At 71.1% G+C, this 26,181-nt stretch carries 24 protein-coding genes and 1 riboswitch; of the genes, 7 read left to right on the forward strand and 17 right to left on the reverse strand.

Annotated features, from left to right (window positions below; translation table 11 throughout):
• Window position 1 precedes the first annotated feature (1 nt).
• Entirely contained in the window at window positions 2-934 is a 933-nt protein-coding gene (locus MTF65_RS06470) for a DMT family transporter (protein ID WP_243627210.1), read from the forward strand.
• A 66-nt stretch (window positions 935-1,000) separates the two neighbouring features.
• Here MTF65_RS06470 and MTF65_RS06475 read toward each other — a convergent pair whose 3' ends face one another.
• Window positions 1,001-2,332, reverse strand: coding sequence for an aminotransferase class I/II-fold pyridoxal phosphate-dependent enzyme (locus MTF65_RS06475; RefSeq protein ID WP_243627211.1), 1,332 nt, complete (start codon window positions 2,330-2,332; stop codon window positions 1,001-1,003).
• Between the two features lie 37 nt (window positions 2,333-2,369).
• On the opposite strand from MTF65_RS06475, the gene MTF65_RS06480 reads away from it, so the two are divergent.
• Entirely contained in the window at window positions 2,370-3,059 is a 690-nt protein-coding gene (locus MTF65_RS06480) for a pyridoxamine 5'-phosphate oxidase family protein (protein ID WP_243627212.1), read from the forward strand.
• On the opposite strand, the gene MTF65_RS06485 is transcribed toward MTF65_RS06480, so the two are convergent.
• A complete protein-coding gene (locus tag MTF65_RS06485; RefSeq protein WP_243627213.1) occupies window positions 3,041-4,000 on the reverse strand; it encodes a DMT family transporter in 960 nt (319 codons plus the stop codon). The genes MTF65_RS06480 and MTF65_RS06485 overlap by 19 nt on opposite strands.
• A 162-nt stretch (window positions 4,001-4,162) precedes the next feature.
• A complete protein-coding gene (locus MTF65_RS06490; protein WP_243627214.1) occupies window positions 4,163-5,143 on the reverse strand; it encodes a DMT family transporter in 981 nt (326 codons plus the stop codon).
• Between the two features lie 171 nt (window positions 5,144-5,314).
• On the opposite strand from MTF65_RS06490, the gene MTF65_RS06495 reads away from it, so the two are divergent.
• On the forward strand, window positions 5,315-5,743 hold the full coding sequence (locus MTF65_RS06495; protein WP_243627215.1) for an SRPBCC family protein: 429 nt from the start codon (window positions 5,315-5,317) through the stop codon (window positions 5,741-5,743).
• Window positions 5,744-5,872: 129 nt separating this feature from the next.
• On the opposite strand, the gene MTF65_RS06500 is transcribed toward MTF65_RS06495, so the two are convergent.
• Window positions 5,873-6,493: a PadR family transcriptional regulator gene (locus MTF65_RS06500; RefSeq protein ID WP_243627216.1), complete on the reverse strand. Its 621-nt coding sequence runs from the start codon at window positions 6,491-6,493 to the stop codon at window positions 5,873-5,875.
• A gap of 186 nt (window positions 6,494-6,679) precedes the next feature.
• On the opposite strand from MTF65_RS06500, the gene MTF65_RS06505 reads away from it, so the two are divergent.
• Window positions 6,680-7,528, forward strand: a complete 849-nt coding sequence (locus MTF65_RS06505; protein WP_243627217.1) for a PhzF family phenazine biosynthesis protein — start codon at window positions 6,680-6,682, stop codon at window positions 7,526-7,528.
• A gap of 34 nt (window positions 7,529-7,562) precedes the next feature.
• Here MTF65_RS06505 and MTF65_RS06510 read toward each other — a convergent pair whose 3' ends face one another.
• Window positions 7,563-8,360 (reverse strand): CPBP family intramembrane glutamic endopeptidase, encoded by a 798-nt coding sequence (locus MTF65_RS06510; protein WP_243627218.1) that lies wholly within the window; start codon window positions 8,358-8,360, stop codon window positions 7,563-7,565.
• A 146-nt stretch (window positions 8,361-8,506) separates the two neighbouring features.
• Window positions 8,507-10,048, reverse strand: a complete 1,542-nt coding sequence (locus MTF65_RS06515; protein ID WP_243627219.1) for a glutamate-cysteine ligase family protein — start codon at window positions 10,046-10,048, stop codon at window positions 8,507-8,509.
• 494 nt (window positions 10,049-10,542) lie between these two features.
• Here MTF65_RS06515 and MTF65_RS06520 point away from each other — a divergent pair, with 494 nt between their 5' ends.
• Both MTF65_RS06520 and MTF65_RS06525 read left to right on the forward strand, forming a co-directional pair.
• Complete coding sequence (locus MTF65_RS06520) at window positions 10,543-11,154, forward strand: hypothetical protein (protein WP_243627220.1); 612 nt, start codon at window positions 10,543-10,545, stop codon at window positions 11,152-11,154.
• Between the two features lie 283 nt (window positions 11,155-11,437).
• Window positions 11,438-11,635 carry a DUF5999 family protein gene (locus MTF65_RS06525; protein WP_279398568.1) on the forward strand — a complete coding sequence of 66 codons (198 nt, stop codon included), beginning with the start codon at window positions 11,438-11,440 and terminating at the stop codon, window positions 11,633-11,635.
• 142 nt (window positions 11,636-11,777) lie between these two features.
• Here the strand turns inward: MTF65_RS06525 and gcvP are convergent, their stop codons facing one another.
• Complete coding sequence (gene gcvP, locus MTF65_RS06530; protein WP_243627222.1) at window positions 11,778-14,672, reverse strand: aminomethyl-transferring glycine dehydrogenase; 2,895 nt, start codon at window positions 14,670-14,672, stop codon at window positions 11,778-11,780.
• A 195-nt stretch (window positions 14,673-14,867) separates the two neighbouring features.
• Window positions 14,868-14,966, reverse strand: a riboswitch (glycine riboswitch).
• 118 nt (window positions 14,967-15,084) lie between these two features.
• Between gcvP and MTF65_RS06535 the strand changes: the two genes are divergently transcribed.
• Window positions 15,085-15,459: a PRC-barrel domain-containing protein gene (locus MTF65_RS06535; RefSeq protein WP_243627223.1), complete on the forward strand. Its 375-nt coding sequence runs from the start codon at window positions 15,085-15,087 to the stop codon at window positions 15,457-15,459.
• Between the two features lie 142 nt (window positions 15,460-15,601).
• On the opposite strand, the gene MTF65_RS06540 is transcribed toward MTF65_RS06535, so the two are convergent.
• The 10 genes from MTF65_RS06540 to MTF65_RS06585 all read right to left on the reverse strand — a co-directional run bounded on the left by MTF65_RS06540 (window position 15,602) and on the right by MTF65_RS06585 (window position 26,028).
• A complete protein-coding gene (locus MTF65_RS06540; protein WP_243627224.1) occupies window positions 15,602-17,356 on the reverse strand; it encodes a DNA polymerase IV in 1,755 nt (584 codons plus the stop codon).
• An 81-nt stretch (window positions 17,357-17,437) separates the two neighbouring features.
• The gene (locus MTF65_RS06545) at window positions 17,438-18,076 is read right to left on the reverse strand and encodes a MerR family transcriptional regulator (RefSeq protein ID WP_243627225.1); all 639 of its coding nucleotides are present in this window, start codon (window positions 18,074-18,076) and stop codon (window positions 17,438-17,440) included.
• A 190-nt stretch (window positions 18,077-18,266) separates the two neighbouring features.
• Window positions 18,267-18,740, reverse strand: a complete 474-nt coding sequence (locus MTF65_RS06550; RefSeq protein WP_243627226.1) for a bifunctional nuclease family protein — start codon at window positions 18,738-18,740, stop codon at window positions 18,267-18,269.
• A 63-nt stretch (window positions 18,741-18,803) separates the two neighbouring features.
• Window positions 18,804-19,568, reverse strand: coding sequence for a MerR family transcriptional regulator (locus MTF65_RS06555; RefSeq protein ID WP_243627227.1), 765 nt, complete (start codon window positions 19,566-19,568; stop codon window positions 18,804-18,806).
• Between the two features lie 70 nt (window positions 19,569-19,638).
• On the reverse strand, window positions 19,639-20,583 hold the full coding sequence (locus MTF65_RS06560) for an FHA domain-containing protein (protein ID WP_243627352.1): 945 nt from the start codon (window positions 20,581-20,583) through the stop codon (window positions 19,639-19,641).
• Window positions 20,584-20,662: 79 nt separating this feature from the next.
• Window positions 20,663-21,472: a DUF881 domain-containing protein gene (locus MTF65_RS06565; protein ID WP_243627228.1), complete on the reverse strand. Its 810-nt coding sequence runs from the start codon at window positions 21,470-21,472 to the stop codon at window positions 20,663-20,665.
• Between the two features lie 5 nt (window positions 21,473-21,477).
• Window positions 21,478-21,810, reverse strand: coding sequence for a small basic family protein (locus tag MTF65_RS06570; RefSeq protein ID WP_243627229.1), 333 nt, complete (start codon window positions 21,808-21,810; stop codon window positions 21,478-21,480).
• Window positions 21,807-22,721, reverse strand: coding sequence for a DUF881 domain-containing protein (locus MTF65_RS06575; protein ID WP_243627230.1), 915 nt, complete (start codon window positions 22,719-22,721; stop codon window positions 21,807-21,809). The genes MTF65_RS06570 and MTF65_RS06575 overlap by 4 nt, the downstream gene beginning before the upstream one ends.
• Window positions 22,722-22,841: 120 nt before the next feature.
• Window positions 22,842-25,337 carry a mannose-1-phosphate guanyltransferase gene (locus tag MTF65_RS06580; RefSeq protein WP_243627231.1) on the reverse strand — a complete coding sequence of 832 codons (2,496 nt, stop codon included), beginning with the start codon at window positions 25,335-25,337 and terminating at the stop codon, window positions 22,842-22,844.
• 100 nt (window positions 25,338-25,437) lie between these two features.
• Entirely contained in the window at window positions 25,438-26,028 is a 591-nt protein-coding gene (locus tag MTF65_RS06585; RefSeq protein ID WP_243627232.1) for a CDP-alcohol phosphatidyltransferase family protein, read from the reverse strand.
• Window positions 26,029-26,181: the final 153 nt, after the last annotated feature.

Here is a 26,181-nt window from a genome sequence, read left to right on the forward strand (position 1 = left end):
CATGAGCGCACCCACCACGTCCCGCCCCGCCCTCTCCCCCGTCGCGGCCCCCGCCCGCGGCGCCCGCCTCGACTGGCGCGTGCGCTTCGCGGTCCTCTCCGTCGTCTGGGGCTTCAGCTTCCTCCTGATCAAGGTCGGCACGGAGGCGTACGCGCCCTTCCAGGTCGCCCTCGGACGGGTCCTGTTCGGCGCGCTCGCCCTGCTCACCGTGCTGCTGGTGCGCCGGGAGCGGCTGCCCCGGGGCCGCCGCACCTGGGGCCACCTCGCCGTGGCGGCGCTCCTGCTCAACACCGCGCCGTTCTCCCTCTTCGCGTACGCCGAGCTGAGCATCCCCTCCGGCCTCGCCGGCATCTGCAACGCCACCTCCCCGCTGTGGGGCATGGCGCTGTCGCTGGTCGCCCTGTCCGAGGACCGCCCGACGCGCCGCCGCTTCGCGGGCCTGGGCCTGGGCTTCCTCGGCGTGCTCACCGTGCTCGGCGCCTGGCAGGGCTTCTCCGGCATCGACGCCAAGGGCGCCGCGCTCGCCCTGCTGGCCTCGCTCTGCTACCCGATCGGCTGGATCTACGTCCGCCGCACGCTGGCCTCGACCCCGGGCTCGCCGGTGGCCCTGACCGGCGCGCAGCTCCTGGTGTCCACGCTGCAACTGCTGCTGGTCAGCGCCCTGTTCACATCAGCGCCCACGTCGTTCCCGCTGTGGCCGACCCTGTCGGTGATCGCCCTGGGCGCCCTGGGTACGGGGATGGCCCTGCAGATGCAGTACGGCCTGGTGACCGAGGTCGGACCGACCACGGCGCAGATGGTCGCGTACTTCATCCCGGTCATCGCCACCGCGGCGGGCGTGCTGCTGCTGGGCGAACAGCTCCACTGGAACACCCCGGTGGGCGCGGCGATCGTCCTGGCGGGAGCGGCCCTGACCCAGACCCGCCGACACTGAGCGGAGCCCCGGGCGGCGCGCGGGCCGCGCCCCGGACAGGGGCGCGGCGCGGGGCGGGCCCGCGGGTCAGGCGCCGCGGCCGCCCGTCGCCGGACGTACCGCCGCGGCCAGCGCGTCGGCGAGTTCCGCCACCTCCGCCACCCGCAGCCCGGACACGGTGACCCGCACCCCCGGCCCCGACTCCACCCGGAACCTGCCCCCCGGCGCCACCACCCAGCCCGCGGTCAGCAGCCTGGCCACCACCGCCGTCTCGTCGGCGACCGGCACCCACACGTTCATACCGCTGCGCCCGTGCGCCCGTACGCCCCGCTCCCGCAGCGCCGCGACCAGGGCGTCCCGCCGCTCCCCGTAGGCGCGGGCCACCGCCACGTGGTCCACCGCGCCGGAGCTCCAGAGCTCCACCACCGCGTACTGCAGCAGCCGGCTCACCCACCCCGGGCCCAGCCGCTGCCGCCCCCGCACCCGGTCCAGCGTCACGGCGTCACCCGTCAGCACCGCCAGCCGCAGGTCCGGCCCGTACGCCTTGGCGGTGGACCGTACGAACGCCCAGCTCCTGGTGACCCCGCCGAGCGCGTGCGGCGGAAGGTCCACGATGCCGTGCCCGTGGTCGTCGTCGATGACCAGCACCTGCGGATACCGCGCCAGCACCGCCCGCAGCTCCCGCGCCCGGTCCGCGCTCACCGCCGCGCCGGTGGGGTTCTGCGCCCGCGTCGTCACGACCAGCGCCCGCGCCCCCTCGGCCAGCACCCGCTCCACCGCCGCGACGACCGGCCCGTCATCGTCCACCGCCATCGGCAGCACCCGCAGCCCGAGCGCCGGCACCAGGTCCAGGACGCTGTACCAGCCCGGGTCCTCGACCGCCACCGCGTCCCCCGGCCGCAGGTGCGCGGACAGCACCCGCTCGATGCCGTCCAGCGCGCCCGAGGTGACCGCCACCGGCCCGGCCGGCACCCCGTCCGCGTCGAAACCGGCCCGGGCCAGCCGCTCCAGCTCCGGAACCACCGGCTCCTGGCCGTACAGCGTCGGCGCCCGCGCGTACCGCCGCGCGGCCGCCGCCAGCGGCGCCTCCAGCGAGGGCAGCAGCGCGATGTCCGGATTCCCCGTCTGGAGGTCCCGTACGCCCGCCGGCACCTCCATCCGCAGCGCGTCGCGCGGCGCCGTGGCGGGCCGCGCCCGTACCCGGCTGCCGCGGCGCCCGTCCGTCTCGATGACCCCGCGCTCGCGCAGCGTCCGGTACGCGGCCGCCACGGTGTTCGGGTTCACCCCCAGCACACCCGCGAGTTCCCGCATCGGCGGCAACAGCGCTCCCGGCGCGAGCGCGCCCGAGCCCACGCCCGCTTCGACGCTGGCCGCGATATCCGATGCGCGCCGCCCTGTGATTCGATACTCTCCTAGCACAAACCACATTATGCACTAATACAACGGAGCGCGCACCATGACCGCCACCACCACGACGGAGTCGACAGAAACCACCGGCACCTACGAGCCGACCGACCGCACCGTCCCGAGCCGCGCCCGCCAGCGGGCGCACTACGACCGCGAGACGGTGCACGCGATACTCGACCAGGCCTACGTATGCCACCTCGGCTTCGTCCGCGACGGCGCGCCGGTGGTGCTGCCGACGCTCTTCGGCCGGGTCGGAGAGACGCTCTACCTCCACGGCTCCACCGGCTCCCGCCCCCTCCTCGCCGCCGGGAAGGCCGACCCGGGCCTGCCCGTGTGCGTGACGGTGACGCACGTCGACGGCCTGGTGCTGGCCCGCTCCGCCTTCCACCACTCGCTCAACTACCGCTCGGTGGTCGTACACGGCACCGCCTACCAGGTCACCGACGAGGCCGAGTGCCGGACGGCCCTGGACGCCCTGGTCGACCAGGTCGTCCGGGGCCGCTCGGCCGACTCCCGGCCCTCCAACGCCAAGGAGCTCGCGGCCACCGCGGTGATCCGGCTGGACCTCGCCGAGGTGTCCGCGAAGATCCGTACCGGCGGGCCGAACGACGACGCCGAGGACCTGGACCTGCCCCACTGGGCGGGCGTGGTCCCGGTCGGGCCGACGTACGGGGCCCCCGTCCCGTCCGCCGACCTGGCCCCCGGCATCGCCGCCCCGGACTACCTCGCGGCGCTCTGAGCCGCCCGGACGGGCCGCGCCCGCGGCCCGTCCACGGGGCGCCGCGCCTCGTCCGCGATCAGCGCGCCCACCGAGGTCAGCAGCAGTACGGTGCCCAGCACCACGGCCCCGGTCAGCCGCTCCCCCAGCAGCAGGACGGCGATCACCGCCGCGCTGACCGGCTCGATCAGCATGATCACGGACACGGTCGCGGACCGCACCGCGGCGGCGCCCGTGAAGTACAGCGCGTACGCCAGGGCCGTCGGCACGGTGGCGACGTAGACCAGCAGCCAGAGCACCCGCCCGAGTTCGGCGGTGTGCGGGAGTAGCCCCTCCACCGCCGCGAGCGGCAGCAGGCACACCGCGCCCACCGCGACCGACCAGGTGGTGGTGATCAGCGGGTCCCCGCCCGCCCCGCGCCGCCCGAGCCGGCGGGCCCGCAGGGTCATCCCCGCGTACCCGGCGGCCGACAGCAGCGCCCAGCCGACGCCCAGCGGCCGCACCTCACCGCCCCCGCTGCCCAGCACCAGCACGGCCAGCCCGGCGAGCGCGCCGACGACGGCGGCGATCCCGCCCCGGCCGAGCCGCTCGCCCATCCAGTACCGCGCCCCGAGCGCGATCAGCACCGGCCCGGCGCCGAGGGTCACGACGGTTCCGACCGCGAGGCCGGTCTCCCGTACGGCGGCGAAGTACGCCGCCTGGAACAGCGTGAACATCAGCCCCGTCCCGATCAGCGAAGCCGCCGACGGCCGCGGCCGCCTCGGCCCCCGCGGCCGGCGTACGGCGAGCACCCCGAGCAGCACCACCAGCCCGCCGGCGCAGCGCCAGAAGGAGAGGGAGATCGGCCCGAGGTCACTGGCCAGGAAGAGCAGGGAAGCCGCCGCCCCGGCGGTGCCCCACGCGGCTCCGGCGATGACGAGGTACAGCAGACTGCGCCCAGAAGCGGGCGAAGGATTCGACACGTGTGTCTCCGCGCATGCGTGAAGGATGAAAGATGCAGGTCATCGCTTCGCGAGCAGCACGAACCCGCCCGGGAACTCCCCGGGCACGGGTCTCTTACGAGTGGCAGCCGCCCGCGCTAGGCGGCAGGAGGCGGAAGCACGGTCGAATGCATGATCGCCACCCTACGCGGCTCGCGCCTTCTCGCGCTCCGGCGCGGCCGCCGGGTCCGCCGCTCCCGGCGGGGTCGGCGGGGTCGGTGGGGTCTGCCGGGAGGACTGGGCGATGAACGCCCCGCCCAGCACCAGCGCGCCGCCCACGATCTGCGGCGTCGAGAGGTGCTCGCCGAGCAGTACCCACGCCAGCACGGTCGCGATGACCGCCTCCAGGCAGGCCACGACACCGGCCACCTGCGGCGAGAGCTTGCGCACCGAGACCACCCCGGTCAGGTACGCGAAGACGGTCGCGATCAGCACCACCCAGCCCAGCAGCACCAGCGCGGGCATCATCGTGTCGCCCATCGCGGCCCGCCCGCCCAGCACCTGCCAGTCGATCTGCCACGGCCGGGCGATCGCCGTCATCACCAGCGCGCCGACGATCATGCCGAACGCGATCACACCGAGCGGGTCGGGCACGTCGTCCCCGTCGGTGCCCTGGTCCGCGAAGACGAAGTAGAACGCCTGGCAGCAGGCCGCGGCGAGGCCGAGCAGCACCCCGAGCGGGTCCAGGCTCAGCCCGGCCCAGATCTCGACCACGCACGCCAGGCCCACGACGGCCACCGCCGCCCCGGCCGCGGCCGCCCGCGTGACGGGCTTGCGCTGTACGAACCGGATGTAGCCGAGCAGCAGCGCCGGGCCCAGGTACTCCAGCAGCAGGGCCACCCCGACGGGGATGCGGGACAGGGAGGCGAAGTAGAAGGCCTGCACACCCGCGACGGCGACGAGTCCGAAGCCGGCCAGCAGGAACGGCTTGCGGCGCACCAGATCCCGGTGCCGCCAGGCCAGCGGGGACAGCACGAGAGCCGCCCCGGCCACTCTGAGCCAGACCATGTGCAGCGGGTCCAGGCCCGCCTCGATCAGCGGCTTCGCCGCGACTCCCGAACCACCGAACGCACACGCCGAGACGAGGGCGAGGCCCAGGCCGGCGTTCTTCCCTGACGCTTGCATCGGGCCATCATGACAGGGCCGGTCAGCACCGTCACGGTCATGACACCTGTTGAGACGCACTCGATACCACCGTGACCGGCCAGGGGGATTTCTGACAGGTCGTCAGTATTGAATGTTCCGCGCGCCGGGGCTACGTTCCGCCGCACGTACCCGACGAGAAGGGGTGGTCGCATGGCCGAAGTCACCGCGGAATCACGCATCGAGGCGCCCGCCGCGAAGCTCTGGGCCCAGCTGACGGACTGGGCGGCGTACGGCCAGTGGAGCATGACCCACACCAACTTCCCCAAGGGCGGACCCGAGACCCTCGCGGTCGGGGCCACCTTCGAGGAGAACATGAAGATGATGGGCTTCCCGGCCGAGGTCGCCTGGACCGTCTCGGAGCTGGAGAACGAGCGCGTCTTCGCCATCACGGGCAAGGGCCCGATGGGCGTGGCCATCCTCACCCGGTACACCCTGGTCCCGGACGGCGAGGCCACCACGGTCCGCATCGACGGGGAGTTCACCGGAGCCGCCGTCTCCCTGATGGCGGGCAAGCTCAAGGACTCGGCCACGGCAGCGCTGAACGAGTCGCTCCGCAAGCTGGCCGGCCTGGTCGCCTGACCTCACCCGGCCCTGCCCGACCTCACCCGGGCCCGCCCGGCCCTGGCCCCGCCCGCTCAGCCACCCGTACGGACGACAGCGCGCCCCGCGAGAAACCTCGCGGGGCGCGCGCTCGAACCACCGGCCGGGTCAGTGCTCGTCGGCCAGGATCAGGTAGAGCTTCTTGCGGGCGTCGTTGATGACCGCCACGGCCTTGTCCCGCTGCTCGGGCGAGCCGGTCTTCCAGACCTGGCCGAAGGCCTCCATCAGGCCGATGCCGGCCGTCCGGATCTCGCTCATCGCCTCGCGGTCGAAGCCGCGCCCCGCCTCGTCCCACGGCGCGGCGGAGCCCGCCTCCGCCTCGGCGCGGCCGGCGTCCGTGAGCGTGAACAGCTTCTTGCCGCCCTCGCTCTCGCTGGTGATGAGCCCCTCGTCCTCCAGCAGCTGCAGGGTCGGGTACACCGAGCCCGGGCTGGGCTTCCAGGCCCCGCCACTGCGCTCAACGATCTCCTGGATCATCTCGTAGCCGTGCATCGGCCGGTCGGTGAGCAGCGCCAGGATCGAGGCGCGCACATCGCCGCGCCGGGCCCGGCCGCGCGGTCCGCCGCGTCCGCCGCGCCCTCCGAAGGGGCCGCCGCCGAACGGCGGTCCGAACGGGCCGAAGGCGGCGCGCCGCCCCTTGAACTCCTCCCGACGGTCCGGTCCGCAGTGGCCGTGACCCCGTCCGTGCTCATGTCCGTGGTCGTGTCCGTGCTGTCCGCGTGAACGCATGGCCGCGCTCCTCTCGTCATTTCGTCGTCGTCGATCTCGATATCGGTGTGTTCTGTTCCGATGTCTCAACTATCGCTGATCGATCGCGATGGGTCAACGATATATCGGAAACTGGGTGACCGATAAGGCCAGGCACCCGCGATTGGCGTTTGTCTACGATCAAGAACGCGGCCTACGGTCGCAGCCATGCGCCTCCGTATCGTCGACGCCTTCACCGACCGCCCGTTCGCCGGAAACCCCGCCGGAGTCCTGCTCCTCGACGGCGGGTTCCCCCCGGACGCCTGGCTCCAGCAGGTCGCCGCCGAGGTCAACCTCTCCGAGACGGCCTTCGCCCACCCCCTGCCGCCGGGCGGGACCGCGGACTGGGCGCTGCGCTGGTTCACCCCGGCCGCCGAGGTGGACATGTGCGGCCACGCCACCCTCGCCACCGCGCACGTCCTGAATCAGCTCAGCCTGAATCAGCTCGGTCCGGCGGCGAGCGGTCACGCGCCCGGGCTGATCCGCTTCACGGCGCGCTGCGGAATCCTCACGGCGGAGGCCGCCGAGGACGGCGCGCTCACCCTGGACTTCCCGACGTCCTCACTGACGCCGGTCGAGCCGCCCGCGGCGGTCCGCCGCGCGCTCGGCGCCGAGATCGCCTCGGTCCACGACACGTCCGCGCACATCGGCGACCTGGTCGTCGAGCTCGCGGACGAGCGGACGGTACGCGAGCTCACCCCGGACTTCGCCACCCTGCGCGGCTACACCGGGCGCGGGGTGATCGTCACAGCGCCCGCCGAGGACCCCTCGCGGGGCTACGACTTCGTCTCCCGCGGCTTCTTCCCGGCCGTCGGCATCGACGAGGACCCCGTCACCGGCAGTGCCCACACCGCCCTGGCCCCCTTCTGGGCCGCGCGGCTGGGCCGTACCGAACTCGTCGGCCTTCAGGGCGGGGCCCGCCAGGGCCTCGTCACCGTCCGCCTCCGCGGCGACCGCACGCTCCTGACCGGCCACGCGGTCACCGTTCTGGACGGCGAACTGCTCACCCGCCCCTGATCCGGCGACGCCGCCGACTCCCTGGAACAGGGGACTAGGGAGTCGGCAGCCAGCCCACACGGCCCGCCAGGAGGGCGTAGCCGCCGAAGGCGACGATGTCGAGCAGGGCGTGCGCGACGACCAGCGGCCCCACCCGGCCCCAGCGGCGGTAGGCGAGGACGAAGACCACGCCCATCACCACATTGCCGATGAAGCCCCCGATGCCCTGGTAGAGGTGGTACGAACCGCGCAGCACGGAGCTGGCCAGCAGCGCGGCCATCGGCGACCAGCCCAGCTGGTCGAGCCGGCGCAGCAGATAGGCCAGCACGATGACCTCCTCCACCACGGAGTTCTGTACCGCGGAGAGGAGCAGCACCGGAAACTTCCACCACACGTCCGGCAGCGCCTCCGGCACCACCGTCAGATTGAAGCCGGTGGCCCGGGCCGCCAGGTAGAAGGCCAGACCCGCGCTCCCGATCCCGGCGGCGACCAGCGCGCCCCGGCCCAGGTCCCACAACGGCCGGCTCCGGTCGAAGCCCAGCACCCGCAGCCCCGGAGCGCCCTCCCGGGTCAGCAGATGGGCGACCAGCAGGACCGGCACCAGGGCGGTCGCGATGCCGAACAGCTGCCAGGCCAGGTCCAGCCAGGGCCGGCCGGGGGCGTACGAGCCGTTGAGCGTGGCGGCCTGGTCCTTGAGGCCGCCCGGCTTGGTGAGCGAGCCGATGAAGCTGATCAGCGCCGAGAACCCGCTCGCGCCCAGCGACAGCGCCAGCACGAGCAGCGTCTCGGTCCGCAGGATCCCGCGGTCGATCCCGCGCAGCTCCTTGAGCACCGGCTCCGACTCCGTCCGCACACCCGACTCCCGTCCTGATCCCGCCGCGTCATCGCGTTCGCGACCACCCCATACTGCCTCTTCGGCGGGCCGGAGGGATCACCGCGGCGGAATCACCGGACGGACCGTACGGACCGTACGGACCAGGCTCAGGCTCAGGCTCAGGCTCAGCGCCCGATCGGCACCGAGGCGCTCACCTCATCCTCCGCGAGGCCGACGGGCCAGGTGTGCACGGGGTCGCCCTTGTGCATCAGCTCGCTGTACCGCCTGGTCGTCGCGGCGAGCGCCGCGTCCCGCTCCAGCCCGGCGGCCAGCGCCCGGTGGTAGGTGTCCACCTGCCAGGTCGACCCGTTCACCCGGCGCCGGCACCGCTCCTCGATGATGCCGAGGTAGTGGTCCCGGTCGGCGGGCTCGATGCCCCACGCGTCCAGGCCGGCCGCCGCCATCGGCAGCAGCTCGTCCAGGACGAGCCGTACCGCGGGCACGCTCGCCAGCCCCCCGCCACCGCCCCGGCTGCGGCGCGGCCAGCGCAGCCGCGCGTCGATCCCGTACCGGCAGGCCGCGTCGAAGTTGGCCTCCGCCTCGGCGAACGGCAGCCGGTTCCACACCGGGCGCTGCTCGTCGGCGAGGGTCCGTACCAGCCCGTAGTAGAAGGCGGCGTTGGCCACCACGTCGGCCACGGTGGGCCCGGCTGGCAGGACCCGGTTCTCCACCCGCAGATGCGGGACCCCGTCGGCGACTCCGTATACGGGCCGGTTCCACCGGTAGATCGTGCCGTTGTGCAGCGTCAGCTCCTGTAGGCCCGGCACCCCGCCCTCGGCGAGCACCCGCAGCGGCTCCTCCTCGTCGCAAATGGGCAGCAGGGCCGGGTAGTAGCGGACGTTCTCCGCGAAGAGCTCGTACGCCGATTCCACCCAGCGCTCCCCGAACCAGGTCCGCGGCCGCACCCCCTGCGCCTGGAGTTCGGGCGGCCGGGTGTCGGTGGCCTGCGTGAACAGCGGCGGCCTCGACTCCCGCCACAGCTCGCGCCCGAACAGGAACGGCGAGTTGGCCCCGACGGCTATCTGTACGGCGGTCACGGCCTGCGCCGCGTTCCACACGTCCGAGAACCGCGCCGGGGTCACCTGCAGATGCAGCTGTACGGAGGTGCAGGCGGCCTCCGGCACGATCGACCCGGTGCTCCACGTGAGCCGCTCGACGCCGTCGATGTCGAGGGTGAAGTCCTCCCCCCGCATCGTCAGGATCTGCTCGTTCAGCAGCGAGTAGCGGTCCACCGCCGAGAGGTTGGCGGTGACGAGGTCGGCGCGCGAGATCGTCGGCAGAATTCCGATCATCACCACGCCGGCGTCGATCTCCGAAGCCTGTCGATGGGCATATGCCAAACCCGCGCTCAGCTCCTCGGCGAGCTGGTCGAATACCCGGCCGCCGAGCCGGTGCGGAAGGACGTTTACCTCCAGGTTGAACATTCCGAGTTCAGTCTGGAAATCAGGGCTCGCAATCCGCTCCAGAACCTGGGCATTCACCATGCGCGGCAACCCGTCGGCACCCGCGAGATTCAACTCGATCTCCAGCCCCATCATGTTCTTCGGGCGATCGAACCTCTTCTCCGCCAGAAGCCGCTCCAGTCCCTCAAGGCACTCGTGAAGCTTCCTCCGATACCGCTGCCGATCGGACAGGTCGAATCCGCCTGCCACGATCTTCTCCCCCATCGAAGCGTCCCTCCTCGACTGGCCCTGGCCATGGGCACCCAGGTGCGCGTTACGGTCGATGATGCCCCGGCGCCGTGATCGATAACTCCGAGGGGGCGTGCATGGCGGGGAGCGCGCGCCGGTTTGGCCGACGGGCGCTTCGGCACATTCACCCGGCAACTCTCCCCGTGCACATTCCGCGTCGACATTGCCGATTCCGGATAACCGGCGCTTTCCAGCCGAGCCCCTGTCCGGTAACCTCCGAGGTCAGCGCGGGCTGTTTGCGCGCAACCGGCATGAAAGCCATGACAGCGGGACCGGTAAGCGTCTTGTCGGCAATAGGCGGGACGGCTAGCCGAAACACTGTGTGAACACATGTCGTATAAACTCCGCAAACGAGGCAGAGAGTTGGCGCGCGGCCATTGCCCCTCAGCCCCCCTCTGACCCCAGAATGCGACAGCGCCGTCCGTACATTCCCCCGTACCACCGGTCTCCCAAGTGAGAGGCGACCCACCATGCCGCTGCACGTCCCTCCGGCTCCCGCGCCCGCCCTGCGCAGCGTCCTCGCGGCACTCGGTTCCCCCGCAGCCGTCCACGAGGCGCACACCCCGGCCCTGCGCGCACTCCAGGGGCCCCTGACCGCCGAACTCCCGCTTCCGGTGCACGTCCTCGACCGGCTGCACGCCTCCCACCTGGCCGCCGGCGGCCGGCCGCCCCGCACCCGGCTCACCGGCTGGCGGTTCCTGATCCGCAGCGGCGACCGTTTCATCGCCGCCGCCGACACCCGGCTGACTCCGGACGGCTGGACCTTCTCCCACTTCTTCGAGGGACCCTACGTCGCCGCGACGGAACGCGCGCTGCGTCAGGCAGAATCGCTCGGCAAGGACTACCAGCCGAGACTGCTGTCCGTACCGGAGCTCTACATGCTGACCCTGTGGCTGCACGGCGCGGTGGGGGCCGACCCCTCCGCCGGCCTGCCCGCCGCCGCGGATCTGCTCGTTCCGCTGGCCCCGGCCCCGCCCGGCATCGCCGCCTACCGACCGCACCCGGTGTCCGAACTCCTGCCGGTGCTGACCCACCGGCTCACCCCTCCGGCGCCGCCGTCACTGGCCGCCCCGGCCGCCTGACCACTCCTTTGAGCCGTACTGAACCGAACGGCCCATTCGGCCTAGCCCACTCGGGCCACCACCTAACCACCCGAAATGACAGGGGAGTTGACCTGAACCGCCCGCAGGAGTGATGCGTCATCACTGTATGAGGACAGCTACCGGGAAATCCCTGCGGACGGAAGTCCGTAGGGCAACACTGGGACCCTGACCACACCACATCAGTGAAGTGATACGGGGGGCGGCCATGAACAAGGCTTCGAGCCGCAGCACACAGACCACACCGCAGCGAAAGAACGCATCCATGTGCCAGCACCAGCCAGCGTGCCCGTCAGCAGACTCCGCCGACCGGGAGGCCGCGCAGCCCGTGGCCAATCACCCCGAACAGGGCTGGAGTCTGCTGTGCAACGGCGTCCTGCTCTTCGAGGACACCGGTGAGCTGCTGCCGGACGGCCAGATCATCGCACCACACCGGCCGCTCGCGGCGGCGCAGGCCGCCTAGCCGACGACAGCACGCCGTGTTGAACGAACACGAAGGGGCCGGCCCGGGAGCACATGCTCCCGGACCGGCCCTTTCGTCGTACCTTCGTCGTACCTTCGTCGTACCTCAGTACGACAACTCAGTCACGCGGCGGACCGGTGACTCAGTTGTCGTACTCGTCCAGCGGCGGGCAGGAGCAGACCAGGTTCCGGTCACCGAAGGCGCCGTCGATCCGGCGCACCGGCGGCCAGTACTTCTCCGCGGCCGTCACACCACCCGGGAAGACGGCCTCGTCACGGCTGTACGGGTGGTTCCACTCGCCGCCCAGCGCGGCCGCCGTGTGCGGGGCGTTCGCCAGCGGGTTGTCGTCCGCCGGCCACTCGCCGCCCACGACCCGCTCGATCTCGCCGCGAATGGCGATCATCGCGTCGCAGAACCGGTCGATCTCGCCGAGGTCCTCGGACTCCGTCGGCTCGATCATCAGCGTGCCGGAGACCGGGAAGGACATGGTCGGCGCGTGGAAGCCGTAGTCGATCAGACGCTTGGCGATGTCGTCCACGCTCACACCCGTCGCCTTCGACAGCGGGCGCAGGTCGATGATGCACTCGTGCGCGACCAGGTTGCCCGGGCCGGTGTACAGCACCGGGTAGTGCGGCTCCAGGCGCTTGGCGATGTAGTTGGCGCCGAGCACCGCCACCTGCGTGGCGCGCTTGAGGCCCTCGCCGCCCATGAGGCGCACGTACGACCAGGAGATCGGCAGGATGCCGGCCGAGCCCCACGGCGCCGCCGAGATCGGGCCGACGCCCGTCTCCGGGCCGGCGGCCGGCTGCAGCGGGTGGTTCGGCAGGTACGGGGCCAGGTGCGCCCGGACACCGACCGGGCCGACGCCCGGACCGCCGCCGCCGTGCGGGATGCAGAAGGTCTTGTGCAGGTTCAGGTGCGAGACGTCGCCGCCGAAGTGACCCGGCTTGGCCAGGCCCACCAGGGCGTTGAGGTTGGCGCCGTCCACGTAGACCTGGCCGCCGACCTCGTGCACCTGGGCGCAGATGTCGGCGACGTGCTCCTCGAACACACCGTGGGTCGAGGGGTACGTGATCATCAGCACGGCGAGCTCGTCGCGGTACTGCTCGATCTTGGCGCGCAGGTCGTCGGCGTCCACCTCGCCGTCGTCGGCGGTCTTGACGACGACGACCTTCATGCCGGCCATCACGGCGCTGGCGGCGTTGGTGCCGTGCGCGGAGGACGGGATGAGGCAGATGGTGCGCTGCTCGTCTCCGTTGGCCCGGTGGTAGGCGCGGACGGCCAGCAGACCGGCGAGCTCACCCTGGGAACCGGCGTTCGGCTGGATGGAGACCTTGTCGTATCCGGTGACCTCGGAGAGACGTTCCTCCAGCTCGTTGATGAGCGTGAGGTAGCCCTCGGCCTGCTCGACCGGCGCGAACGGGTGCAGCTGGCCGAACTCGGGCCAGGTGACCGGCTCCATCTCGGTGGTCGCGTTGAGCTTCATGGTGCAGGAGCCCAGCGGGATCATGCCGCGGTCCAGCGCGTAGTCCTTGTCCGCGAGCTTGCGCAGGTAGCGCAGCATCTGGGTCTCGGAGCGGTGCTGGTGGAACACCGGGTGGGTCAGGTACGCGTCCGAGCGCAGCAGGTCCTCGGGCAGCGCCTCGGCGGTGGTCTCGTCGAGCGCCTCGATGTCCGCGGCGGAGCCGTTGACGCCGAAGGCCGCCCAGACAGCCTCGATGTCGGCGCGCAGGGTGGTCTCGTCACAGGCGACGGAGACCAGGTCGGCGTCCACCTGGTACAGGTTGACCCCGCCCTCGCGCGCGGCGGCGACGACCTCGGCGGCACGGCCCGGAACCCGGGCGGTGATCGTGTCGAAGTACGAGCCGTGCACGATCTCGACCCCGCCGGCCGTCAGACCGGCGGCGAGCAGCGCCGCGTAGCGGTGGGTACGGCGGGCGATCGTGCGCAGGCCGTCCGGGCCGTGGTAGACGGCGTACATGCCGGCCATGACGGCGAGCAGCACCTGCGCGGTACAGATGTTGCTGGTGGCCTTCTCGCGGCGGATGTGCTGCTCGCGGGTCTGCAGCGCCAGGCGGTACGCCTTGTTGCCGTCCGCGTCCACGGACACGCCCACGATGCGGCCGGGCAGCGAGCGGGCGTGCTTGTCCTGGACGGCCATGTAACCGGCGTGCGGACCGCCGAAGCCCATCGGGACGCCGAAGCGCTGGGTGGTGCCGACGGCGATGTCCGCGCCCATTGCGCCCGGGGAGGTCAGCAGGGTCAGGGCGAGCAGGTCGGCGGAGACCGCGACGATCGCGCCGAGCTCGTGCGCCTGGTCGATGACCGGCTTGATCTCCCGTACGGCGCCGGAGGCGCCCGGGTACTGGAGCAGCACGCCGTAGATGCCGCGCTCGGCGATCTCGGCGGGGATGCCGTCGGACAGGTCGGCGACGACGATCTCGATGCCGATCGGCTCGGCGCGGGTCTCGATCACGGCGATGGTCTGCGGCAGCGCGTCGGCGTCGACGAGGAAGACGTTGCCCTTGGCCTTGCCCACGCGGCGGGCCAGCGTCATGGCCTCGGCCGCGGCGGTGCCCTCGTCGAGCAGCGAGGCACCGGAGGTCGGCAGACCGGTCAGGTCGGCGACGACGGTCTGGAAGTTCAGCAGCGCTTCGAGGCGGCCCTGCGAGATCTCGGGCTGGTACGGCGTGTACGCCGTGTACCAGGCCGGGTTCTCCATGACGTTGCGCAGGATCACCGGCGGCGTGAACGTGCCGTAGTAGCCCAGGCCGATCATCGAGGACAGCACCTGGTTGCGGTCCGCGAGCCGGCGCAGCTCGGCCAGCACCTCGGCCTCGGTCCGCGCCTCGGGCAGGTTCAGCGCTTCGGCGGTCTTGATCACATCCGGTACCGCGGCGGCGGTCAGCTCGTCCAGGGAGCCGTAGCCCACCTGGGCGAGCATCTTCGCCTGCGCCTCGGCATCCGGGCCGATGTGGCGCTGCTCAAAGGGGATGCCTCGCTCCAGCTGAGAGAGCGGAATGCGGTTGGCGGTCATGTACGGAGGCCTCCTGGTCGTACGACCTGCGAGGGGCACCACGGCGCGGGCACCCGGACGGCCTCCCCCTCTGTCATCTGCACCTGAGAGCTTCACCGGTCCCCATGGGCATCGCCCACGCGGCCCGACTTTCACCGTCGGTGAGGAGCGGTACCGGCACTGCGCCCGGTACCCGCCCCTGCTTTCCAGAGTGGCCTCGTCCGTGCGGTACGTATGCCTGAGAGATTCCGGGGAGGATTTGCTCCTTCGGCGCCTCCGTCGTACTCACTCGGAGGACTCTCCCGCACAGGGTCGACAGCCGTCACCCAGCCTACCAGCGAGGATCTGGGACCTCCCTCGAGTGGCCCCCTTTCCCGATATGCACTTTTGTAGTCGGTACGGAGGAGTTGCGACCAGAAGGAGGGACGGGACCGTGCAGACCGACATCGATCCGCGCAGCCTGATCGGCCGCAAGGCGTTCGACCGCAATGGCACCAAGATCGGCACGGTCGACGAGGTCTACCTCGACGATGCCACGGGCGTCCCCGAGTGGGCCGCCGTCCGGACGGGCCTGTTCAGCCGGGACGCGTTCGTGCCGCTGGAGCCGAGCGAGGTGGTCGGAGACACCCTGAGGGTGCCCTTCGAACGTTCCCTCATCAAGGACGCCCCCGATTTCGGCGTCGGCCGCCACCTCTCCCCCGAGCAGGAGCTGCAGCTGTACCACCACTACGGCCTGGACGTGGCCCTCCCGAGCGACTTCCACCTCCCCCCGCCGGACTTCGGCCACATCGCAGGCGACGAGCCCTGACCCCCGCCCCCACCTCTGGGAGGTGTCCCACCGCATCGGCCTCCCCCTGCCTTCGGCGGGGGACCCCCCACCTCCGCCTCGGCCGCGCGCACCTGACGTCCCCGCCCGCTCTGGCGGGCGGACGGCGCCACTTGGGACTCACTCATCCAGCCCCCACCAGAGGCAACGGATCGGAAGGCTCCAACTCCGGATCGTCCACCCGGAAGGTACGCACCCGGCCCGGCTCCGAACCGGGCCGCTCGAACCGGACGGTCACCCGCCCGACCCCGCTGCCCTGCACCCACCCGGGCCCGTACACCGCGTGCCGTACGTCACTCCCGGGCGCCCACCGCCGCTCAGGAACACCCCCGCCCGGCCCCCCACCCTCCGAAACCCCGACTCCCCCTCCAGCCCCCTCGGCCCCGCCAGCCCTGCTCCCGCGGTCGCCCCCGCTCACCCCTCCAACCCCGCTCGCCCCCTCGGCCCCGCCAGCCCTGCCCTCGCGGTCGCCCCCGCTCACCCCTCCGGCCCCGCTGGTCTCCTCGGCCCCGTCGGGCCTGCTCCCGCGGTCGGCCCCGCTCGCCCCTCCAGCCCCGCTCGCCCCGCTGGCCCCCTCGGCCGCGTCGGCCCTGCCCTCTCGGTCGCCCCCGCTCACCCCTCCAGCCCTGCTGGCCCCCTCGGCCGCGCCGGCCCAGCTCTCACGGTCAGCCGCGCCGGCCGCGTGGGCCCCGTCGGCCGCGCCACCCATCGGGCCAGCGCCAGCGTCAACGGCGGCGGCCTTGCCCGGCTCCGCCGCCCGGCCGGCGCCCGCCATCCCGCTCTCCCCGTCCACATCAGCGGCCAGCGCCTCGGCCTGGGCGAAGAGGTCCTCCTGCGTGTAATCCGCCAGCCCCGACACCCCCACCCCCAGCAGCCGCACGCCGCCCGTCGTGTCCACCCCCTCCAACAGCCGCGCCGCCGCCTCCCGGACCACCGCCGCGTCGTCGGTCGGCCCCCGGAGCGTCTCGGACCGGGTCAGCGTCGAGAAGTCGTACCGCCGCACCTTGAGCACGATCGTGCGCCCCGAGTACCCGGACTCCCGCAGCCGCCCCACACACCGGTCCGCGAGCCTCCGCACCTCGTACCGGATCCGTACCCGGTCGTGCAGGTCCACGTCGAAGGTGTCCTCCACCGACACCGATTTCGCGTCCCGCTCGGCGACCACGGGCCGGTCGTCCAGCCCCAGCGCCATCCGGTACAGCGCGACCCCGTGCGAACGCCCGAGCATCCGGACCAGCTCGTCCTCCCCGGCCTCGGCCAGCGCCCCCACCGTGGTGATCCCGGCCCGCCGCAGGTGCTCCCCGGTGGCCGGCCCCACCCCCGGCAGGGTCCGTACCGACATCGGCGCGAGCAGCTCCCGCTCGGTTCCCGGCTCGATCAGCAGCAGCCCGTCCGGCTTGGCCTCCTCGGAGGCCACCTTGGCCAGCATCTTCGACCCGGCCAGACCCACCGACCCGCTGAGCCCGGTCGCGGCCAGGATGTCGGCCCGCAGCCGCTCTCCCGTCTCCCGGGCGGTCGCCGCGTCGAAGGCGGTGCCGCCCGCCTCCAGGTCCACGAAGGCCTCGTCCAGGCTCAGCGGCTCCACCAGCGGTGACAGCTTCCGCAGCAGCCCCATGACCACCTCGCTCACCGACCGGTACAGGGTGAAACGGGGGATCAGACAGGCACCGTTCGGGCACAGCCGCCTGGCCTGGGCCATGGGCATCGCCGAATGCACCCCGAACCGCCTGGCCTCGTACGAGGCGGTGGCGACGACCCCGCGCGGCCCGAGCCCGCCGACGATCACGGGCTTGCCGCGCAGGCTCGGCTTCGACGCCTGCTCCACCGAGGCGTAGAAGGCGTCCATGTCCAGATGCAGGATGGTCGGCGCGGCTCTCACGCCATCGATGCTGCCCTACGCCACTGACAACGGCGGAAGCAGCACGGCGACCACCCGGCCGAACCGCTACTGAAACACGGCCTAGACCGCCCGGTTCCGGCGCGCCGCCAGCTCGTCGGTCGGATTGTGCCCGACCACCGTCTCCCCGGTGTCGACGCGCTCTCCGTGGAGCTGCGAGAGCGCCTTCTCCACGTCGCGCCAGACCACGCCGACGGCGATCCCGAAGATGCCCTGACCACCCTGGAGCAGGCTGACCACCTGGTCGGGAGAAGTGCACTCGTACACCGTGGCGCCGTCGCTCATCAGCGTCATGCGCTCAAGGTCGGCGAACCCGCGGTCGTGCAGGTGCTGCACGGCGGTGCGGATGTTCTGCAGCGCCACCCCGGTGTCCAGGAAGCGCTTGACGATCTTCAGGACGACGACGTCCCGGAAGCTGTACAGGCGCTGCGTGCCCGAGCCGTACGCCGGGCGGACGCTCGGCTCCACCAGCCCGGTCCGCGCCCAGTAGTCGAGCTGCCGGTACGTGATGCCGGCCGCGGCGCACGCCGTCGGTCCCCGGTAGCCGACCTGCCCGGGTTCCGGTTCGCCACTCACCGGAGCGACCGGCGTCGACTCCGGCTGACGGCGCGCGGAGCCCGCCGCCCCGCCGTGCAGCGGGTACGGTCCACCCTCACTCCGTACGGGGATGCCCCCGGTCGTACCGTCGCCCGTGATCCTCACGCCGACCCTCCGTCCTTGACCTGCCACCTTGAAGGTAGGCAGTCACCAGGGGTGCGTCAACGATCGCCACACTCGGCACGCCGAGTGATAATCACCCTGAGAGTGGTTTCCCGTGCCCCTTATCGGGGAAAGGCTACTCGAATGGGCTGACAATCCCCGGAGGACGGCGCGGTCCGCTTACTCCGACGTGTCACTGCGGCCCGGAGCCGAAGTCCTCGGGCGAGATCTGGTCGAGGAACTCGCGGAACTTCTCCACCTCGTCCTCCTGCTCGTCCGGAATGGCGATTCCGGCGTCGTCCAGCACGCCGTCACTGCCGTAGATCGGCGTCCCCGTGCGCAGGGCCAGCGCTATGGCGTCGGAAGGCCGCGCGCTCACCTCGACCCCGCTGGCGAAGACCAGCTCCGCGTAGAAGACACCCTCCCGCAGATCCGTGATGCGGACCTCGGTGAGCTCCTCGCCGATCGCCTCCAGCACGTCCTTGAACAGGTCGTGCGTCAGCGGTCGGGCAGGGGCCATGCCCTGCTGCGCGAAGGCAATGGCGGTCGCCTCCCCAGGTCCGATCCAGATGGGGAGGTACCGGTCGCCTCCCACTTCACGCAGGAGCACGATCGGTTGGTTGGAGGGCATTTCCACCCGGACACCCACAACGTCGAGCTCGTTCACACAGCAACCCTAGGACCTGCCCGGCAGGTTTGGGTAGTCGGGGCCCCTCGGGCATCCCCGAGATCAGTTCAGCCGGACCCCGAGAGCCGTCTGTACCAAGGCCTCATGCAGCCTTACGGACAGCCCCGCGAGCTCTTTCAAAGTGGCCTCGGCATGCGCCCTGGTCTGCGGGTTGCGGTGCCGGCGCAACGGTGCCACGACCTGCTCCACCAGGCCCGCCTCCCGGTCCGCGGCAGCCTTCATCGCCCGCAGATGCCGGGGCTCCAGCCCGAATCGGCCGAGATCGGCGACCAGCCGGGCCACGGTGACCGCCTCGGCGTCGAATCCGCCGCCGGGAGCCTCGGCGAGCAGGCCGTAGGACTCCCATTCGATCAGCTGGACCTCGTCCACCTCCGCGGCGGCGAGCAGCTCCGCACGCCCCACCCGGGCCGCGGTGGCCCGCTCCCGGCCCACCTCCCCGTACACGGCCGACGGGCTGTTGGGGTCCACGGAGTCCCCGTGCGCGGTGGGCGCGGGGATCCGCACCTGCTCACCCCGGGCGAGCGCGTCGAGCTGCTCGCGGATGACCTTCAGCGGCAGGTAGTGGTCGCGCTGCAGACGCAGGATGCGGGCCAGCCGCTCCACGTCCTCCGTGCTGAACTTGCGATATCCGGAAGGTGTGCGCCTGGGCTCGACGAGCCCCTCCGCCTCCAGGAAACGAATCTTCGAGATCGTGACTTCGGGGAACTCGTCGCGCAGCATGGTCAGCACCGTGCCGATGCTCACCAGCCGCCCGGCAGGGCCGGCGGTGCCGTTCTTGCGGGCACCGCCGGTCGGGGTACGCAGCATGGGACCTTCCCTGAGGTACCCCCCGGACATGGTCCGGGGGTGAGGGTCCCCCGGACGGAGTCTGGGGGAGTCAGATGCCCCGCAGGCTCGCGTAGAAGACCAGCCGGTACTTGCCGATCTGCACTTCGTCCCCGTTGTGCAGGGCGACCGAGTCGATCGGCTCACGGTTCACGTAGGTGCCGTTGAGGCTGCCCACGTCGGAGACGGTGAAGCCACCGTCCTGGCTCCTGCGGAACTCGACATGCCGCCGGGAGACCGTGACGTCGTCCAGGAAGATGTCGCTCTGCGGGTGCCGGCCCGCCGTGGTCAGCTCGCCGTCCAGCAGGAAGCGGCTGCCGGAGTTGGGGCCGCGCCGCACGATGAGCAGGGCGGAACCCGGGGGCAGCGCCTCCACCGCGGCCTGGGCCTCGGGGGACAGCGAGGACGAACCGTGCTGTTGTCCCGACACCTCGGCCTCGTAGGCCTCAAGGCCCGAGATCGAGATGGTGGACGTGGTCTCCGAGGCACGCTCCGGCGTCAGACCCGCCCGCAGCGGCGCCCCGCAGTTGGAGCAGAACCGGCTGGCCGCATCGCTGCGGTGGCCACACCTGCTACAGATCTGCTCGGCCGACATGGACGGCTCCTCGCGCCGCGGCTGCCCCGCGGAGGCATTGGTGGCATACGGGTCGGAGGCAAACCCTCCACCCGAACTTGAGGTTGATGGTTCTCCGAAACCTATGCGTCCGGTACCGGCAGGGTCAACAGCCGACGCGCCCTGCGCGCCCGAAATATCACCCGCGCCGGCGACCTCGTCCCGGAAGAGCGGCCGGTCGCCCTGCCCTTCCACCTCTCCGTGCCCCGCGCGGTGCCTGGACGCACCGCTTTCCTCGCGGTTCTTCTTGCCGAACAACTTCTCAAACAACTTCACGGGCGATTCCCCTTGACCGAAATAGACCCGCCCGTGGGGCAGGACGAACTCCGAATGCACACACCTGCCGACCCGGACATTCTCACAACGTCCGTAACCACCAGACAGTTTCCACCACGCACCGCGACTTCTGTGCGCCGACCCCCCGCAGGCCTCGGCCCGCGTGAGCTCCACCTTCCGTCCCGCCTCACGGCGATGACGACCGAGCGTAGTCAGGCTGCTTCGCAGCCCGCAAGGCATCCACAACGATCTTCGCCGACCGTGTGACGGCGACGCCCGCCTGCTCCTTCTCCAGCGTCTGGACGACACCGCCGGGGATGTTGAGCGCCGGCTCCAGATCCTGCGGTTTCCCGATCACCCTGAATTCGTAGGGTTGTGAGATCTTCTGACCGTCGATCCCGATCCCTCCGCCCTCGTCCGAGAAGTACGAGCCCGCCACGACACGGACGCCATTGATCTGGATCGCCTCCGCCCCGGCCGCCCTCAGCTCCTGGAGCGTGTCCAGCAGCTGATCGGAGCGCACCTGACCCTTGGGATCGGTGATCTTCAAGGTGATCCCCGGTCCCTGGGCTGCCACCGTACCGGCCAGAATCCCCAGTTGGCGCTCCTTCTCCACGGTCTGCCGCCGCGCCTCCTCGGCCTGGTTGGAGCTGCTCTCCAGCTCCCTGCGCTGGTCCTCCAGCATCTGCTTCTCGTCCTCCAGGCGCTTGGTCCGACCGTCGAGCTCGTCGAGGATCCGGACCAGGTCCTCCTGGCGGGCCCCGCGCAGCGCGCTGGAGTCGCTGTACGACCGCACCTGGATCGCCAGACCCAGACCGAGGACGAACAGCAGTACGGCGACGATCAGTTGGGCCCGGCTCACCCGCGGCGGCCACAGACCGGCCGCCAGCCGCTGCCGGCCCGTCTGCTCCGGCTCCGCGGCCCGCTCCTCCGGCCCCTCTTTAAGAGGCTGCTCCGGAACGTTCGGTTCCTCGGACGGGGTGTCGTTCGTACTCATCGGCCTCACGCCCGGAAGACATGCCTGCGGATGGCCGCGGCGTTGGAGAAGATGCGGATGCCCAGAACCACGACCACGCCCGTGGACAGCTGCGAGCCGACGCCCAGCTGGTCACCGAGGAAGACGATCAGCGCGGCCACGACCACGTTCGACAGGAACGACACCACGAAGACCTTGTCCACGAAGATGCCGTCCAGCATCGCGCGCAGACCGCCGAACACCGCGTCCAGCGCCGCCACCACGGCGATCGGCAGATAAGGCACCACCAGGGTCGGCACTTCGGGCCGGACCAGAAGCCCGGCCACCACTCCGGCCAACAGGCCCAGTACCGCGATCACGATGCACCCTTCTTCGGCTCTTCCGCTGTAGCTGTAGCTGTACGTACGGTCAGGCTCGACGCGGCCGGCAGCCGCACCTCGTCCTCGGCGGACAGGTTGTAGCGGATCCCGTAGCTCTCCTGCAGCACGTGCAGGTACTGGCCGTCCGCGGAGTCCTGGAACCTCGTGCCGAGCCGTTTCTTGTCCCCGATGGCCAAGACCTCGTACGGCGGCACCAGCGGCTTGTTGTCGACCAGTATCGCGTCACCCGCCGCTCTGATCGCCGACAGCGCCGTCAGCCGCTGCCCGTTGATCGAGACCGCCTCCGCCCCGGACTGCCACAGCCCGTTGACGATCCGCTGCATGTCCCGGTCGCGCACCCGGCCGGTGTCCGAGAACCCCGCGCTCTCCCGCGGTCCGCCACCGCCGTTCGACGAGGAGCCCTTGGCGTCGTCCACGACCAGCTTGACGCCGGGCCCGCGCACTTCCGCGGCACCGGACAGCAGCGCCAGGAGCTGCCCCTGGCCCCCGCCGTGCTGCTTGAGCGCCTCGCGCTGGCGGTCCGCGACATCACCGCGCAACCGCTCGATGTCCCGCTCCACACCATCCGCGTGATCATCGGCGCGCTGTACGCGGTCGATCAGCTCCTGACGCTCCTTGGCCAGCACAGGCGCCGATACTCGCGCCTCGACGGCGCCCAGCGTGACGACCATCGCCGCGAGCACGAGCCCGGCGGCGAGCGCCAGCTTGGCCTTCAGGGTGCGCGGCAGTCCGGCCGTACCCTCCGCCTCACGCCGGGCCGACGCTTCCGCGTAGCCCTCGTCGAGACTGTGGTCCATCACGTGCGTCAGCAGCGACATGGAAGCGTCCGGGCGCGCGGGCGGTGCGGTGGCCGGACTCCGATCGTTGGGCGGCTGCGACATGCCGCACATCGTCGCATGTCGGCGCCGTACACACCGAATGCGGGCGTCCGGTGGGACGGAGCGGCACATTCCCGCCCCGTTCACACCGGACACCCGTCATCGGAGCATCGTCATCGGAGCATACGGAGCTCAGTGCCCGGCGCCGTCCACCACGGCCGCCCACTCGTCGAGCAGCGCCTGCGCGGACGCCGTGTCGGGACCCTCGGCCCACAGGTGCGTCACCGCCTCCGCCGGGTCCGGCAGGACCAGCGCCCACCGCCCGTCGGCCTCGACCACCCGCACGCCGTCGGTGGTGTCCACCTGCCGCTCACCGGCCGCCTCGACGACCCGCCGCATGACGAGCCCCTTCACGGCCCACGGAGTCGGCACGTCCCGCTTGAGCACGTGCGCGCGCGGAATCCGCGCGTCGATCTGGCTCAGCGTGAGCTGCGTCCGCGCCACCAGCCCGATCAGCTGGACGAAGGCCGCCGACCCGTCGAAGACACTGCTGAACTCCGGGACGATGAAACCGCCCCTGCCGTCGCCGCCGAAGATGGTGTTCTCCGCGCGGCCGACCCGGGTCAGGTCGTCGGGCGAGGTGGTCGTCCACTCCACCTGGGTGCCGTGGTACGCGGCCACCTGCTCGGCGATGCGGGTCGTGGTCACCGGCAGCGCCACCTTGCCGCTGCGCTTCTCGGCGGCGACCAGATCGAGCAGCACCAGCAGCGCCCGGTCGTCCTCGATGATCCGCCCGCGCTCGTCCACCAGGGAGATCCGCTCCCCCACCGGGTCGAAGCGCACCCCGAAGGCCGCCCGCGCCGAGGCCACCATCTCCCCGAGCCGCACCAGCCCGGCCCGCCGGGACTCCGCCGTCTCCGTCGGCCGGGACTCGTCGAGCCCGGGATTGATCGTCAGCGCGTCCACCCCGAGCCGGCCCAGCAAGCTCGGCAGAACGAGCCCCGCGCTGCCGTTCGAGGCGTCCACGACCACCTTGAGCCCCGAATCGGCGATCCCGGTGGTGTCCACCCGCCTGAGCAGCGATCCCGTATAAGAGTCGAACACGCTCGACGGGAACTGCAGGTCGCCGATCTCGCCCGGGAACGCCCTCCGGTACTCCTGGCGCGCGTACACCCGGTCGAGTTTGCGCTGCTGCGCCTGCGAGAGGTCCGCCCCGCGCTCGTCCAGGAACATGATGTCCACCGAGTCCGGCACCCCGGGCGAGGTCCGCAGCATGATCCCGCCGGCGCTGCCCCGCGCCGTCTGCTGCCGCGCGACGGGCAGCGGTACGTTCTCCAGGTCCCGTACGTCGATGGCACTGGCCTGAAGCGCCGAGATCACCGCCCGCTTGAGCGCACGCGCGCCTCGGGAATGGTCGCGGGCCGTGGTGACGATCGCCCCCTTCTTCAGGGTCGTCGCGTACGCGCCGGCCAGCCGGACCACCAGTTCGGGGGTGATCTCCACGTTCAGGATCCCGGAGACTCCCCGCGCGCCGAACAGATGCGCCTGCCCGCGGGACTCCCAGATCACCGACGTGTTGACGAAGGCGCCGGCCTCGATCGTCTTGAAGGGGTAGACCCGCACGTTCCCCTGAACGATCGATTCCTCACCGACCAGGCACTCGTCACCGATGACGGCCCCGTCCTCGATCCGGGCGGCCCGCATGATGTCGGTGTTCTTCCCGATGACGCAGCCGCGCAGATTGCTGTGGGGCCCGATGAACACGTTGTCGTGCACGACGGCCTTGTGCAGGAAGGCACCGCTCTTGACGACGACGTTCGACCCGATGACCGTGTGCTCGCGGATTTCCACGCCGGCCTCGACCTTGGCGTAGTCCCCGATGTACAGCGGCCCGCGCAGCACCGCCTCGGGGCTCACCTCGGCCCCTTCGGCGACCCACACCCCGGGCGAGATCTCGAAGCCGTCCATATCGACCTGGACCTTGCCCTCGAGCACATCGGCCTGCGCCTTCACGTAGCTCTCGTGCGTGCCCACGTCCTCCCAGTAGCCCTCGGCCACATAACCGAAGATGGGCCGGCCTTCCTTCATCAGCTGCGGGAAGACGTCGCCGGACCAGTCCACGGGCACGTCCGGGTCCACGTAATCGAAGACCTCGGGCTCCATGACGTAGATGCCGGTGTTTACGGTGTCCGAGAACACCTGCCCCCACGTCGGCTTTTCCAGGAACCGTTCGACCTTTCCTTCCTCATCCACGATGGTGATGCCGAATTCGAGCGGGTTCGGCACCCGGGTCAGGCACACCGTGACGAGCGCGCCCTTCTCCTTGTGGAATCTGATGAGGTCGGTGAGGTCGAAGTCGGTGAGCGCGTCGCCGGAAATGACGAGGAAAGCGTCGTCCTTCAAGGCCTCCTCGGCGTTCTTCACGCTGCCGGCGGTGCCGAGTGGCTTCTCCTCGTTGGCATAGGTGAGCTCCATACCGAGCTCTTCGCCGTCACCGAAGTAGTTCTTGACGAGCGATGCCAGGAACTGGACGGTGACCACGGTCTCGCTGAGCCCGTGCCGCTTGAGCAGCCTGAGCACATGCTCCATGATCGGCCGATTGGCCACGGGCAGGAGCGGCTTGGGCATACTCGAGGTCATGGGGCGAAGACGCGTACCTTCGCCACCGGCCATCACGACGGCCTTCATGTCGGAAGAGTCCTCCTTGAGAGACGACGTTCTCGCCGACCACACCCGTCCCGGACGGTGACTCCGCAACTCCTGCGCGACAGCCCCGCGCCGAGCGAGCTCAATCGGCCGCGGCGTCCGCCTTCACGAGCCGGCGGACTTGAACCACGTAAAGGATTCCTGCCCACCAATAGAGGGTTGTACCCCATCCGGCGAACGCCCATCCGAAAACTGACCCCATCCAGGCCAACCAACCCGTGCCGTCACTGAGCAACAGCAAGGGGAACGCGTACATCAGGTTGAAGGTCGCGGCCTTGCCGAGGAAGTTGACCTGCGGCGGCGGATAGCCGTGACGGCGCAGGATCCAGACCATCACCAGGAGCATCAGCTCACGGGCAACCAGGGCCGCGGTGAGCCACAACGGCAGAATCTCGCGCCACGTCAGACCGAACAGCGTGGACAGGATGTACAAGCGGTCCGCGGCGGGATCCAACAGCCGCCCGAGGCTGCTGATCTGATTCCACTTCCGGGCGAGCTTCCCGTCGAGGTAGTCGCTGACCCCGCTGAGCATGAGGACGGCCAGGGCCCACCCGTCGTGCTCCGCCAGGATCAGCCAGAGGAACAGGGGTACGCCGGCGAGGCGAGCCATGCTCAGGATGTTCGGAATGGTGAAAATTCGGTCAGTCTGAACCCGAGTCTCCTGGACCTCCACCCGGGGGCCTCCACTGTGACTGTAGAAATAATTGAACCTGCCCCCTGACCCTACAGGAGACCTGACGCGGGTCCGGAACGCAGAAAAGCCCCGCACCGGATACCCGGTGCGGGGCTTTTCGCAATGATTGTTCGGCGGCGTCCTACTCTCCCA

It is taken from the genome of Streptomyces sp. APSN-46.1, from assembly GCF_022815725.1.
Classification (GTDB): domain Bacteria; phylum Actinomycetota; class Actinomycetes; order Streptomycetales; family Streptomycetaceae; genus Streptomyces.

What these genes read in the sequence shown, in the direction of transcription:
- MTF65_RS06520 (WP_243627220.1), top strand. Translation starts at nt 10,543, where the DNA reads ATGCCGCTGCACGTCCCTCCGGCTCCCGCGCCCGCCCTGCGCAGCGTC.
- MTF65_RS06525 (WP_279398568.1), top strand. Translation starts at nt 11,438, where the DNA reads ATGTGCCAGCACCAGCCAGCGTGCCCGTCAGCAGACTCCGCCGACCGG.
- MTF65_RS06495 (WP_243627215.1), top strand. Translation starts at nt 5,315, where the DNA reads ATGGCCGAAGTCACCGCGGAATCACGCATCGAGGCGCCCGCCGCGAAG.
- gcvP (WP_243627222.1), bottom strand. Translation starts at nt 14,672, where the DNA reads ATGACCGCCAACCGCATTCCGCTCTCTCAGCTGGAGCGAGGCATCCCC.
- MTF65_RS06505 (WP_243627217.1), top strand. Translation starts at nt 6,680, where the DNA reads ATGCGCCTCCGTATCGTCGACGCCTTCACCGACCGCCCGTTCGCCGGA.
- MTF65_RS06565 (WP_243627228.1), bottom strand. Translation starts at nt 21,472, where the DNA reads ATGAGTACGAACGACACCCCGTCCGAGGAACCGAACGTTCCGGAGCAG.
- MTF65_RS06575 (WP_243627230.1), bottom strand. Translation starts at nt 22,721, where the DNA reads ATGTGCGGCATGTCGCAGCCGCCCAACGATCGGAGTCCGGCCACCGCA.
- MTF65_RS06515 (WP_243627219.1), bottom strand. Translation starts at nt 10,048, where the DNA reads ATGGGGGAGAAGATCGTGGCAGGCGGATTCGACCTGTCCGATCGGCAG.
- MTF65_RS06470 (WP_243627210.1), top strand. Translation starts at nt 2, where the DNA reads ATGAGCGCACCCACCACGTCCCGCCCCGCCCTCTCCCCCGTCGCGGCC.
- MTF65_RS06580 (WP_243627231.1), bottom strand. Translation starts at nt 25,337, where the DNA reads ATGAAGGCCGTCGTGATGGCCGGTGGCGAAGGTACGCGTCTTCGCCCC.
- MTF65_RS06480 (WP_243627212.1), top strand. Translation starts at nt 2,370, where the DNA reads ATGACCGCCACCACCACGACGGAGTCGACAGAAACCACCGGCACCTAC.
- MTF65_RS06490 (WP_243627214.1), bottom strand. Translation starts at nt 5,143, where the DNA reads ATGCAAGCGTCAGGGAAGAACGCCGGCCTGGGCCTCGCCCTCGTCTCG.
- MTF65_RS06500 (WP_243627216.1), bottom strand. Translation starts at nt 6,493, where the DNA reads ATGCGTTCACGCGGACAGCACGGACACGACCACGGACATGAGCACGGA.
- MTF65_RS06555 (WP_243627227.1), bottom strand. Translation starts at nt 19,568, where the DNA reads ATGCTGCGTACCCCGACCGGCGGTGCCCGCAAGAACGGCACCGCCGGC.